Annotated in this window: 14 protein-coding genes; 8 read left to right on the plus strand and 6 right to left on the minus strand. The window is 66.0% G+C overall.

The window, feature by feature from the left end; translation table 11 throughout:
- Positions 1–60: 60 nt before the first annotated feature.
- Positions 61–528, minus strand: a complete 468-nt coding sequence (locus tag Q0964_RS04210) for a DUF5799 family protein (protein WP_299263797.1) — start codon at positions 526–528, stop codon at positions 61–63.
- A 322-nt stretch (positions 529–850) separates the two neighbouring features.
- On the minus strand, positions 851–1,579 hold the full coding sequence (locus Q0964_RS04215; protein WP_299263799.1) for a metal-dependent hydrolase: 729 nt from the start codon (positions 1,577–1,579) through the stop codon (positions 851–853).
- 120 nt (positions 1,580–1,699) lie between these two features.
- Here Q0964_RS04215 and Q0964_RS04220 point away from each other — a divergent pair, with 120 nt between their 5' ends.
- Together Q0964_RS04220 and Q0964_RS04225 are read left to right on the plus strand one after the other, a co-directional pair.
- Positions 1,700–2,473, plus strand: coding sequence for a fumarylacetoacetate hydrolase family protein (locus Q0964_RS04220; RefSeq protein ID WP_299263802.1), 774 nt, complete (start codon positions 1,700–1,702; stop codon positions 2,471–2,473).
- 84 nt (positions 2,474–2,557) lie between these two features.
- On the plus strand, positions 2,558–4,186 hold the full coding sequence (locus Q0964_RS04225; protein WP_299263808.1) for a GMC family oxidoreductase: 1,629 nt from the start codon (positions 2,558–2,560) through the stop codon (positions 4,184–4,186).
- A gap of 20 nt (positions 4,187–4,206) precedes the next feature.
- On the opposite strand, the gene Q0964_RS04230 is transcribed toward Q0964_RS04225, so the two are convergent.
- Complete coding sequence (locus tag Q0964_RS04230) at positions 4,207–4,662, minus strand: transporter (protein ID WP_299263809.1); 456 nt, start codon at positions 4,660–4,662, stop codon at positions 4,207–4,209.
- A 93-nt stretch (positions 4,663–4,755) separates the two neighbouring features.
- Between Q0964_RS04230 and hisC the strand changes: the two genes are divergently transcribed.
- Genes hisC through Q0964_RS04245 form a run of 3 tightly spaced genes read left to right on the plus strand, consistent with a single transcriptional unit; the run spans position 4,756 to position 7,000 of the window.
- Positions 4,756–5,874 carry a histidinol-phosphate transaminase gene (gene hisC / locus Q0964_RS04235; RefSeq protein ID WP_299263811.1) on the plus strand — a complete coding sequence of 373 codons (1,119 nt, stop codon included), beginning with the start codon at positions 4,756–4,758 and terminating at the stop codon, positions 5,872–5,874.
- Positions 5,871–6,377 carry an adenylate kinase family protein gene (locus tag Q0964_RS04240; RefSeq protein WP_299263813.1) on the plus strand — a complete coding sequence of 169 codons (507 nt, stop codon included), beginning with the start codon at positions 5,871–5,873 and terminating at the stop codon, positions 6,375–6,377. Before hisC ends, Q0964_RS04240 begins: the two co-directional genes overlap by 4 nt.
- Entirely contained in the window at positions 6,374–7,000 is a 627-nt protein-coding gene (locus Q0964_RS04245; protein ID WP_299263815.1) for a CDP-alcohol phosphatidyltransferase family protein, read from the plus strand. The genes Q0964_RS04240 and Q0964_RS04245 overlap by 4 nt, the downstream gene beginning before the upstream one ends.
- A gap of 27 nt (positions 7,001–7,027) precedes the next feature.
- Here the strand turns inward: Q0964_RS04245 and Q0964_RS18610 are convergent, their stop codons facing one another.
- On the minus strand, positions 7,028–7,378 hold the full coding sequence (locus Q0964_RS18610) for a DUF8138 family protein (protein ID WP_475405439.1): 351 nt from the start codon (positions 7,376–7,378) through the stop codon (positions 7,028–7,030).
- Here Q0964_RS18610 and Q0964_RS04250 point away from each other — a divergent pair.
- The gene (locus tag Q0964_RS04250; RefSeq protein WP_475405424.1) at positions 7,269–7,772 is read left to right on the plus strand and encodes a multiprotein bridging factor aMBF1; all 504 of its coding nucleotides are present in this window, start codon (positions 7,269–7,271) and stop codon (positions 7,770–7,772) included. The two genes, Q0964_RS18610 and Q0964_RS04250, sit on opposite strands and share 110 nt — an antisense overlap.
- On the opposite strand, the gene Q0964_RS04255 is transcribed toward Q0964_RS04250, so the two are convergent.
- Entirely contained in the window at positions 7,769–8,335 is a 567-nt protein-coding gene (locus Q0964_RS04255) for a response regulator transcription factor (protein WP_299263818.1), read from the minus strand. The two genes, Q0964_RS04250 and Q0964_RS04255, sit on opposite strands and share 4 nt — an antisense overlap.
- A gap of 102 nt (positions 8,336–8,437) precedes the next feature.
- Here Q0964_RS04255 and tpiA point away from each other — a divergent pair, with 102 nt between their 5' ends.
- On the plus strand, positions 8,438–9,085 hold the full coding sequence (tpiA, locus tag Q0964_RS04260) for a triose-phosphate isomerase (protein ID WP_299263820.1): 648 nt from the start codon (positions 8,438–8,440) through the stop codon (positions 9,083–9,085).
- Between the two features lie 34 nt (positions 9,086–9,119).
- Complete coding sequence (locus Q0964_RS04265) at positions 9,120–10,475, plus strand: hypothetical protein (RefSeq protein ID WP_299263822.1); 1,356 nt, start codon at positions 9,120–9,122, stop codon at positions 10,473–10,475.
- 3 nt (positions 10,476–10,478) lie between these two features.
- Here the strand turns inward: Q0964_RS04265 and Q0964_RS04270 are convergent, their stop codons facing one another.
- The gene (locus Q0964_RS04270; RefSeq protein WP_299263824.1) at positions 10,479–12,275 is read right to left on the minus strand and encodes an ATP-binding protein; all 1,797 of its coding nucleotides are present in this window, start codon (positions 12,273–12,275) and stop codon (positions 10,479–10,481) included.
- Position 12,276: the final 1 nt, after the last annotated feature.

Here is a 12,276-nt window from a genome sequence, read left to right on the forward strand (position 1 = left end):
GACTGCGCCGGCGACTACCAGGCCGAGGAGACGACGCCGCCTCGAAAGCAGCGACGAAGGCTACTGATCGGATTCGGCGGCCGCGGCCCTGACTGTACTCCACCTGTCGGTTTCCTCGAGATGTGCTTGGAGGTCGGCGGCGTACTCGTCGGCGAGTCGCTCGGCCGCCGCCAGACGCTCCTCGTCTCTGTCGTCGCCGCCTCCGTCGCCGCCGAGTCCGAGGGCGTCTTTGATCCCGCTCAGGACACCGCCGTCACCGCCGCGGTTACCCGGCCCGGCGGAGCTACCCGGTCCGGCCATCGGGTGTTCGTCCATCGAGTCGAGTTCGGGGATAACAGACGGGAGCGCGGACGTGTCTGCGACGAGCCGCGCGACTTCGTTGTCAGCGGGATCCTCGATCTCGAACTCGATTGCGGTCATAACCAGCCCCCACTGCTGGCGGGAGAACGGCGACGACTCGACACGGTCGGTGAACTGCTGGTCGACCGTCATCCGGTCGCCGACGATCCGATCGGTCCAGTGTTCCATATTCGGACTGTGGCGACCGAACGGCTTCAGCGTTGTCACGGCCGCGTCGCCGTGTTATCCGGTCGAGAAGAAACGGAGTTCGCGGCGGACGATGCGTGTTGGTGCCACCCCCACGTGGCAACTGGGTCCCCACCCATGGTGCGTCGTCCGACAGGCCAGAGCCTGTAACACAGTGCCCCTCGGTCGCTGGTCCCACCCCCCGACCGAAGTAGCGTCTATCATAACTCCCCAACCCCAACTGATAGTGTCGCCGGTTATGGACGGTCGTTTATCACAGTGAGGTGTTGCCATGCCGACGCGCACGAGAGAGGACTGCTCGCAGTCACACCGCGTCCAGGTCGACCGACTCGTCGCCATCGAGGACGTGAACGTCGGCGTCACTGTCCGTCGCTGCCACTTCGTCGACGAAGCGATCGGTGTCGATTTCGATTGGTGGGAAGGTGTCGTAGTGCATCGGGAAGACGTGGTCTACGTCGAGCCAGTCGGTTGCGACGGCGGCCTGCATCGGTCCCATTGTGAAGTGGTCGCCGACCGGAACCGCCGCGGCGTCGGGTTCGAGGTACGGGGCGATGACCTCGCGCATCTCGGTCATCAGGCCGGTGTCGCCGGCGTGGTAGAACGTCGTCGCGTCCTCGCCGGCCACCTGTGTCGGCACGGCGTCGCTGATGATGTACCCGGCACAGTTACCGCCGCTCGGGGAGACGAAGCCTTCGCCCATGCCGTTCGTGTGGTCGGCGCGGTGCATCGTCACGTGCGCGTCGCCGAACTCGACGGTCCCACCGAGGTTGAAGCCAACCACGTCGTCCTCAGCGAAGTCGTGTTCACCCGAGAGGTGGCCGACGACTTCGGGCGTCCCGCCGAGGGTGGCGTCGGTGTACTCGCCCACGTCCGCGACGTGGTCGTCGTGACCGTGTGTCACGAGCACCACGTCCGGGTCGAGGTCGGCAGCGTCCGTGTCGGTCTTCGGGTTGCCGAAGAACGGGTCGATCAGGATGTCGGTGTCGTCGACCGAAACGCTCCAAGTCGCGTGACCGTACCAGGTGAGTTCCATTGCAGGAGCCTGTTCGGTCGAAACCCACTTAAGCGTACAGGAGACCGCAGAGCCGGCCGGGTCAGTCCCGGAGATGAGCGCTTGTAAACGCTTATCAGGCGGCGCTGCGAGTCGCGGGACATGAAACGCGTGCGCTTCCGGGATTCTGCGGGCAACGTGCGTGGGGGTCGCTGGACGGTCGAGGACGGAGAAGAGTTCGTGACGGCCGCGGCCGGACCGTACGGGCGCATCTCGTTCGGTGACGAGAAATTCGCCCCGGACGAGGTCGAAATTCTTCCGCCCTGCGAACCGACCAAGATCGTCTGCGTCGGTCTCAACTACGCCGACCACGCCGACGAACAGGACAAAGAAGTTCCGGACCGACCGCTGCTCTTTCTCAAGCCGCCGAATACGGTCACCAGCCACAACAAAACGGTCGCGCTCCCGGCGAACAAGGCCCGCATCGACCACGAGGCCGAACTCGCGGTCGTAATCGGCGAGCGGTGTACCGGCGTCAGCACCAGCGAGGCCATGGACTGTGTGTCCGGGTTCACCTGTCTCAACGACCTCTCGAACCGGGACGACCAGGAAGTCGAGCAGAACTGGGTCCGCGGGAAAGCGTTCGACGACGCTGCCCCCATCGGCCCGCTGGTGGCGACTCCGGAGCACGTTCCCGAAGACGCGACCATCGAGTGCCGCGTCAACGGGAACCTCGAACAGCAGTCCTCGCGCGACCAGTTCATCTTCTCCATCCCCGAACTGATAGCGGAGATCACGACGTACATGACACTGGAACCCGGCGACGTGATTTCGACGGGCACTCCTGCCGGTGTCGGCCCCCTGGCGGACGGCGACGAAGTCGAGGTGACGGTCGAGGGCCTCGGGACTCTCCGGAACACCGTCCGAATCCCCTGAACTGCGCGTTCGTTGCCGGATGCTCCGTCGTCCGGCGGCCGACACCAGAAGCCATAAGTTTAGGCTCACCTAATCCCGGTCAAGATGGACCGACGGCCGAGCGAACGGGTCGACGTGTGCGTTGTCGGGGCGGGCCCGGCCGGCGCGCTCGCTGCACATCGACTCGCCGAGCGGGGCCACGGGGTCGTCGTGCTGGACGCAGGGCCGCGATTCGACCGCGAGTCGCGCCGCGACCGAATGGAGCGGGCCATCAGACCGGCCCACTCCGACACCTCGGTGTGGGAGATGGGTGGCGAGCGTGACGCGTACACGAGCAGTGGTGACCGGAACTACCCGCTGAACGCTGCGCGCGTCAAGGGGGTCGGTGGGTCGACGTTGCACTGGCAGGGGATGGTGATGCGTAACCACGAGGCCGACTTCGAGCGCCGAACGCGGGACGGTGTCGCCGCCGACTGGCCACTCGGTTACGAGGACCTGAAACCGTACTACGCTACGGCGGAGACCGAACTGGGCGTCGCAGGAGCCTCGGACAACCCCTTCGCACCGCCGCGTGACGAACCCCACCCACTCCCGGCGTTCGAGCCGTCCTACAGCGACTCGTTGTTTGCCGAGGCCTGCCAACGGTTGGGCGTCGTCATGCACTCGGTCCCGAACGCTCGCAACTCCGAGCGCTACGACGACCGGAGCGCCTGCGTAGGCTACGGGACCTGTCAGCCCGTCTGCCCCTCCGGTGCGAAGTACAGCGCCGACGTGCACGTCCGGAAAGCCGAGGACGCGGGCGCTCGCGTGGTCGACCGCGCACCGGTTCAGGAACTCGTCACCGACGAGTCCGGACGGGTCGCCGCCGCCCGCTACGCCACGCCCGACGGCGAGACACACCGGCAGACCGCGCGGGAGTTCGTCGTCGCCTGTGGCGGTATCGAGACGCCCAGACTGCTGCTCATGTCGCGCTCCGCGGACCAACCGGACGGGCTGGCCAACAGCTCCGGACTCGTCGGCCGGTACTTCACCGAACACCTCTTCTGTGGCGCGGGCGGCCTGCTGGACGAGCCGACTCGACAGAACCACGTCGGGTTCCTCACCAGCGAGTGCCACCAGTTCTACGACGACCCCGGCCGGGCCACAGCGGGCACCGACGGCGGGATTCCCGGGAGTGACGCCGACCTCGGGCCGATCAAACTGGAGTTTCTGAACTACGCCGGCCCCTCGCCCGTGGAACTGGCGCTCGGAGCCGAGGAGTTCGGCGACGACCTGCTCTCCTCTCTGCGAGGCGCCTACGGTACCAACATCGCTATGGGCGGGCTAGTCGGGCAGTTGCCCCGAGAGGAAAACCGGATCACGCTCGACGCGTCACGAACCGACGACCACGGCAACCCCGTCCCGGACATCACGTGGTCGCTCGACGCACGGACCGAGCGGACACTCCGGCGGGCCAACGAGATACAACGCGCAGTCCTCGAAGAACTGGGCGTCGATATCGGCTGGACTGTCGGTCCGGCGGACACCGGTCCGGCCTACCATCACATGGGGACCACCCGGATGGGAACCGACCCCGCCGAGAGCGTGGTGAATCCACAGCTACGGACCCACGACGTGCCCAATCTCTCCGTGGCGTCGAGTAGCGTGTTCGTCACGCCGGGCGCGCTGAACCCGACGCTGACCATCGCGGCGCTGTCGCTGAAGTGTGCGGACCACGTCGACGAACGGTTGTAGCAGGCTGGAGTCGCGTTCGGTTACACTCCACCGAGCAACAGACCAGCGTTCACGAGCAGACCGAGCGCAGACACGGAACCGGCGAGAAAAAACGGCCGGGCGTTGTTCGCAGGCTCGCGGAGCTTCCGCTCTGCCAGGCCGTCGCTGATTTTGCTGGTCCCGACCTCGACCAGACCCGCCAGGGCCAGCCAGAGGACGATCATCGCAATGACGAGGTAACCCCGGGTCGAACCGGTGAGGCTCCCGACGGTGTAGAGGTTGCCCGCGAGGTGCCCGCCGGTGAGGAACAGAACGAGTGCACTCGCCCGCGAGAGCGTGAGCAGGCGGCTCGTGATGTCGGCGAAGGGGTCGGTGTCGATACTGCCCTGCCGGGCCACCGGAAGGATGCCGTAGGTCATGAACAAGACAGCGCCGGTCCAGAGGCCGGCGAACAGCATGTGGATTACGTACCCAATCGTCAGGTCGATAGACGCCATACTTCAGTGCTGGAGGTATCACCCCTTCAACCTGGTGAGTTCCGGCCGTCTCGTTCAAGCAGGCTTAATAATCGTGGTCCGTTTTGCTCGGACATGGAACCACGGGACCTGTCGGACCACTCGATATACCGGGCAGGACGGGGAATCGAAGAAGTCGCCCGGGAACTGGAACTCGACCCCGGAGAGCTAGTGAAGCTCTCCTCGAACGAGAACGTGCTGGGTCCCAGCCCGAAGGCGGTCGCCGCGACCCGGGAGTACGCCGACGTCGTACACCTCTATCCGAAGAGTTCACACACCGATCTGATCGACCGCCTGGCCGACGACTGGGGCCTCGCGCCCGAGCAAATCTGGCTGGCTAACGGCGGGGACGGCGTCCTCGATTGCTTCTCCCGTGCAGTCCTACGCCCGGACGAGCGGCTGTTGGTACCCCAACCCGGCTTCGCTTACTACGGTATGAGTGCCCGCTACCACCACGGCGATACCGAGAGCTACCAGCTCTCGAAGGCCGACGGCTTCGCTCAGACGGCCGACACTGTTCTGGAGGCGTACGACGGCGAGCGGGTCGTCGTCGTCACGAGCCCCCACAACCCGACCGGGTCGGTCATGCCGCTGGACGAGGTGGAGCGCCTGGCCGAGGAGACCGACGAGGACACCCTGGTCCTGGTCGACGAAGCCTACGGCGAGTTCGCGAACGTCGAGAGCGCGGTGTCGCTCGTTCGAGAACGCGACGACGTGGCCATCCTCCGGACGTTCTCGAAGGCGTACGGACTGGCCGGAATGCGACTGGGCTACGGGCTGGTCCCGGAAAGCTGGGCCGACGCCTACGCCCGGATTCACACCCCCTTCGATACGGGCGAACTCACCTGCCGGGCGGGATTGGCCGCACTCGACGACGACGAACACATCGAACAGACGGTCGAGATGGTCGAAACGGCCCGCGAGTACCTCTACGAGAACCTCGACGCCCGAACCTGGAAGAGCCAGGGCAACTTCGTGCTGGCGGAGGTCGGAGCGGGCGAGGGAGCCGGTCCAGCCGGCGGGCAGTCGGAGACCACGGGCGGGGAGGCCGTCACCGACGCCGCCCAGCGCGAGGGGATTATCGTCCGTGACTGTTCGAGTTTCGGCCTGCCCGGCTGCGTGCGGATCACCTGTGGCACCTCCGAGCAGATGGAACGCGCGGTGGCAGTGCTGAACGAGGTGATCGACGCGTGAGAGTTGCGGTCACGGGCACGCCGGGGACGGGCAAGACGACTGCTACCGACCTGGTCGAGTCCGACCTCGAACCCGTCCACCTGAACGAGGTCATCCGTGAGGAGGGACTCGCCACCGGACGGGACGAGGAACGCGACAGCCTCGTGGCCGACATAGCGGCCGTCGCCGACTGGCTGGGCGACCGCGACGACCTCCTGATCGACTCACATCTGGCCCATCGGCTGAACGTGGACCGGGTGGTCGTCCTGCGCTGTCATCCCGACGAACTCGAACGGCGGCTCATAGAACGGGGCGAACCACCGGCGAAAGCCGAGGAGAACGCCGAGAGCGAGGCGCTCGACGTAGTCCTCGCGGAAGCGGTCGAGCATCACGGCGAGGATTCGGTCTACGAGGTCGACGCGACCGAGCGTGACCCCAAGGGCAACGCCCGGGAGATTGAGCGGGTGATCGGGGGGGAGCGCGAACCGAGCGCCGGGACCGTTTCGTTCGTCGAGTACATATGACGCTAGACAGGCTCAGGCCGCTGGCCGACCGCGCCCTGACGCCGTTCGTGAGTGCCTCGTCCCGGCTGGGCGTCACACCGAACGTCGTGAGTGTGCTCGCGTTCTTCCTCGCGGGGGCTGCTGGCGCCGCGTTCTATCTCGGCGGCGGCGGCCCGGCGGGACTGGGGGAGCCGGCCTGGTATCTCGTCGGCGCGCTGTTCGTGTTCCTGAACGGCTGGCTGGACCTGCTTGACGGTGCACTGGCCCGACAGTTGGGTACGGACTCACAGGCCGGCGACCTGCTGGACCACGTCCTTGACCGCTACGCCGACATCGTGATGATCGTCGGACTGGCGGCGGGTGTCGACCGCTACCCGCTCGGTCTAGCGGCCGTCACCGGCGTGCTGATGACCTCCTACCTGGGCACGCAGTCAGAGGCGGTCGGGCTAGACCGGGTGTACGGCGGTCTGCTCGGGCGAGCGGACCGACTGGCGCTGCTCGGTGTGATCGCCCTGTACTCGTTCGTCATCCCTGCGGAACTCTACGGGCTGACGGCGGCGGGGTGGTTGCTGGTGGTCTTCGCGGTGGTCGGTCACTTCACGGCGCTCCAGCGGTTCGTCGGGGCCTTCCGGACGCTTTCCTGAACCCCCTCTGTGACCGTGTCGAACGGCTCACGAGTTCGGTCGCGCGAGGCCAGCTCTCACGAGGAGCGTCTCGCTTTCCTCGACGCGACGGACACCAGTGGCTTTCGGCGCGTGTCCGCAGGTCACGTCGGAGAAACGAGGGCGCTCCTCGTGAGAGCTGGCCTCCTCGCGCCACCGCGGCGGGGTAACATTCAAACGCGGGCGTGGCAAAGTATCCGTCATGGTCCAGTGTGAGATGTGCGGGGCCGACACGTCCTCGCCGAACACGGTGAAAGTCGAAGGGGCGGAGCTCGACGTGTGCGACGACTGTGCCGACTTCGGCACCGAGGTCCGCACCCAAGAGAGCTCCAGTTCGTCCACGAAGTACTCGACGAGCAGTTCCTCGGGGTCGGGCTCCGGCAGTTCGGACGGCGGCGCGTCGAGTTCCGGCACGGGCAACACCTCGAGTGGTGGCGGCGGTCGTCGTCGTGATATGTTCGACCAGATGGACGAGGTGGCGCAGGATTACGACCAGCGGATACGCGAGGCCCGGGAAGCGGCGGGCATGAACCAGGAGGAACTGGCAAACCAGCTCAACGAGAAGGCCAGTCTCATCCGCAAACTCGAACTCGGCGACACGCTCCCTAGCGACACGGTCCAGACCAAACTCGAGCGAGCGCTGGACATCGTGCTGACCGAGGGTGGCGGCAGTGCAGACGACACGGAGTGGAGCGGCGGCTCCAGTGACGGCGAGTACACGCTGGGCGACGTGGTACAGCGAAAGGACTCCTAGATGTGACGCTGGACGTCCTCGATGGAGAGGTCCTCACCGATCTCGTCGAGTTCTGACTCGAGCCGTTGTATCTCGCCGGTCAGCCGCTCGAACCGCTCGCTACGCTCTAGCTCTGCGGCGGGTTTCTCGATCTCGAGAACATTGCGTTTTAGCTTCTTCGAGGTCAGCTGCTGGTGTTTCTCACTGTACTCCGAAAGTTTGAGCAGGCGCTGGATCACCTCGAGCAGGTCGTCGCGGGCGATGGGCTTGACGAGGTAGTCGTCACAGCCCATGTCGATGATGTCGAACCCGGGGTTGACGGCGGTCACCATCGCGACCCGGCAGTCACAGCCGTTCTCGTTGATATCCGCGAGGACCTTGTCACCCGAGAGGTCCGGCATCCGACGGTCCAGCAGGGCCACGTCGACGGTGATACTCTCGTCGTGGAGGATTTCGACCGCCGCTTCGCCGCCGTATGCCGTCAGTATCTCGTAATGTTCGGTCAGGAAGTCGGTGTAGAGGTCAGCGAGGTGCTGTTCGTCCTCCGCCACCAGCACCGTCGCCTCCGAAGTTGACGCTGACACGAGTATCGATTCGGAGGTACTGGCTGTGGCGTCTTAAAACGGCCCTCCGACTCACTGTGCCGAACTCCCATCCTTTATTGACGCTGCGGTCGCCCTCCCGCTATGTTCGTCCTCGTCAACCTGAAAGCGTACCCGTGTGACCCGGTCGCAGTCGCAACCGCGGCGGACGAAGTCAGCGAGTCCACGGGTGTCCGTATCGCTATCGCACCGCAGGCCGCACACCTCTCCGCCGTGGCCGGCACCGGCGTCGAGACCTGGGCCCAGCACATCAGCCCAGTCGACCACGGCAGTCACACAGGGTCGACGCTCGCGGAAGCCGCCACCGACGCGGGCGCGGTCGGCACGCTGTTGAACCACTCCGAAAACCGGCTCCGACTCGCGGGACTCGACGCCGGCCTCACCGCCGCCGACCGCACGGACCTCGAAACCATCGCCTGCGCGAACAATCCCGACCAAGTCGCCGCCGCCGCGGCACTCGGCCCGGACGCCGTCGCCGTCGAGCCCCCCGAACTGATCGGAACCGGAACACCCGTCAGCAAAGCCGACCCCGACATCGTCCGGGACGCCGTCGATGCCGCGGCCGCCGTCGACGCCGCCGTGGACGTGCTCTGTGGGGCCGGAATCTCCTCGGGTGAGGACCTCGCGTCCGCAAAGGAACTGGGTGCCGACGGCGTTCTGCTCGCCAGTGGCGTCGCGAAGGCCGACGACCCGAGGGCCGCACTTGAGAACCTCGTCGAACCGGTCGTCTGACCGGGGTCGGCCGCCCATGTGAGGGCACAGCTACATGAGAGTCCAAGCCGAGAAACCTGTCAGTGACCAGCGACCGATGACCGAGACGGTTCCGTTCACGCCCCTGGAGGAAGCGATATTCTACATCGAACGCAAACACGGTCCCTGGAACGTCCAGTTCGAGGTCGAGACCACGGCACGTATCGACGCCGACCGGCTCCAGGCGGCCGTCATCACGGCTTGCAACACGCATCCGCTCGCTCGGGCACACCAGCAACCCCACTCGGGAATGGACGTTCGGTGTCGGTGGAAGATTCCCGACGCTATCGAGCAACTCCCGGCCGACACTCTCACCGTAACCGACGGCCTGACGTCGACCGATCGGTCGCGGTTCTACTACGAACCGTTCGACCCGACCGAGGAGTTGCCGTTCAGGCTACTCGTCGACCGCGGCGATGGGCAGAGCGGCGGCGACCGAGTGCTAATCTGTGCGAATCACGTCGCCGTAGACGGTGTGGGCGGCGCACGGTTCGCCCGCTCGCTCTGCCGTGCCTACCGCGGTGAGGATCTCGCCGACCCCGTGGCCCTCACGACGGCCCGCGACGCGGTCGACGACGCCAGTTCGCCGGGTCCAACTATCGGCCTCGGTCTGCTCGGCGACGCCCTCGATTACATCGCGAACGCGGTCGAGTCGCCGACCCGGGTCGCCGGCGACGGCGGTGTCGACACGGCCGGTTGGCTCTTCGAGCAGCGACGACTCGGCGACGGCCTGACCGCACAGATGATGCAGGAGCGCCCCGAGGGGTCGTCGGTCAACGACACGATGCTGGCGGCGCTTCACCGCTGTGTCGACACCTGGAACCGGAATCACGGTGAGATGGCACGAAAAATCAGTGTGATGATGCCGCTGAACCTGCGTCCGAGGAAGTGGTTCTACGACGTGGTGGGCATGTTCACCGCTTTCGACAGCATCACCACCCGGCAACGGGACCGGCAGGACCCACGGACGACCCTCCAGACGGTCGTCGACCAGACCCGTCGAATCAAGGACCGCGACCGGGCGACAGTGCCCCACGAGGCGCTGAAACTCGTCCCGCCCGGGACACCCGTCGGCCTGAAACAGCGGTTTCCGGAGCTATTGAACGGACCAGGCCGTCGGCTCGTCGACACCGCGGTGTTGTCGAATCTCGGTCGGATTCCCGACCCGCTTCCGGGATTCGCCCCCGACGACGACCCCTCCCTGTGGTTCTCACCGCCCTCGATCACCCCGAGCCCGGTGGGTATCGGCGTCGGGACCGTCGACGGGACCGTCCACGTGACCGGCCGTTACCACCGCAACAGGTTCGACACCGACGCCGCGGCGGCGTTCACCGACCGCTATCTCGACTGCCTCGAGAACGTCGTGTCCTGAACGTCAGTTCAGGAACGCTGCCTCGACCGCGGCCACGAGCGCGTCGCGTTCCTCGGCGTCGTGTTGGCGACTGGCCTCCGCTTCGACGAGGTCGGACAGGCAGTAGTCGTAGTAGCCCCGGCCCACGTGTTCGATGTAGCCGTGGGTTCGAAGGGTTCGGTTGTGCGCGTATGCGCTGGTGCGGTCACCGTCGCCGCCGCCCGCGAAGAACGCGTCGAGCGGCTTTGCCGGCCCCTCCGCCCGGTAGTAGCGTAACATGCCGCAGGTCTTCGGCGGCATCGTATCGATGGCCTGCCGCAACTGCTCGACGAGTGCTTCCTCGTCGGGCGGCATCTCGCCGGGCCAGGAGGCGATGTCGACTCCGGCAGCATCGCCGGACTCGCCGTCGACGGCCCTGTCCTCGTCACCGACTGTGGCCATCGCGGCTGCCACGTCGCCGTCGTCGGCGCCGTCGCCCCAGCCGTTTCGGTCGCCACCCACCTCCGCCGCACCGTCCCCACCGGGCGGACCATCGAAAAACGACGTCGTGGTCGTGGCCGTCGCAGCACCGTCGGCCTCGGTTCTCGCTAACTCACCGGAGTCGGGCGTCGGTTGGAGGGCGGACTCCCCATCGGCGGCACTACCGTTCGATTCCTCGGCGGGGGCGTCCGCGACGCTCGAGTCGCCTGCCTCGTCGACCGGCGGGTCGCCGGTCGACAGTCGCCGTCGCTCGCGCATCCGCTCCTGCTCTGTCCGGCCGGGGTTGACCCCTTTGACCGTGTCGAGCAGGGCGTCGACGAACTGGTCGGCCATGCGTGACATATCGCGGGCGTCCTGCAACTCCGTTTCCAGTTCCGCGATTCGGGAGTTTCGCTCGTCGAGTTGCTCCCGGAGTTCCTGTACACGGTCCTCTGTGCGTTGTTTTTGCTCGCTGATCGCCTCCAGTTCTGAAACGAGGTCGGAACTCACGGACTTGAGGTCGGGGCGATCCACGTCCTCCAAGCCGGGCGTCGCACCGGCGTCGAAGGTCTGCTTGCGGTGGAACTGGACGCGCTGGACGCGTTCGGTCCAGTCGTTCATCATGAACGCCTCGCCGTCGCCCAGGTCCTCGACGGCCTCGGCGTACTCGCTGCCCAGAATGCGGCTGACGACCTTCGTGTCGTTGTTCCAAGTCAGCCGGTGCCAGACCAGCCAGTCACACTGGGTGATGAAATCTTTCTTTACGTCGGCCGGCCGTTGACTGATTCCGACCATCCCGAGTCCGTGTTTGCGGCCCCGTTTGCCGATCTTGATGAGCATCTTTCCGGCCTCTGTGACCGACCCCTTCTCCGGAATCCACTCGTGAACCTCCTCGACGAGCATCAGGAACGGCTGTTTCAACTTCTTCTCCTTGGCGAACAACTGCTTCGAGACCTCGGTCAACAGCGTCTCGGCTTCGTCCTCGTCGAGGAACGAGGACACGTCGAGGATGATGGGAACGTTCTGCTCCAGTGCCAGCGAGGCTATCTTGCCGGCGTGTTCGGTCGTCACCTGGATGTCGCACTCCTCGTCGGCCCCGACGTGGAGTATCTCGTACTCCTCTTTCAGGCCGTAGTACTCGCCGTCGATGTCGACGATGAGGATACCGAAGCCGGCGTCGAGCAGGTTCTCGGCGATGACGCTGGCGGTGTTCGACTTCCCGCTCCCGCTCTTGCCGGTGACGAAGCCGCGCCCGGTCAGAATCTCGACGACCGGTAAGTCGACCGACCGGTCCGGGGTGGTGCCGGTCGGTGGGCCGTCGCTCAGTTCGGCGACAGTGATGCTCTCTTTCTCGTCTCCCATC

The sequence above is a fragment of the Halorientalis sp. genome, assembly GCF_028275115.1.
Lineage (GTDB): Archaea > Halobacteriota > Halobacteria > Halobacteriales > Haloarculaceae > Halorientalis.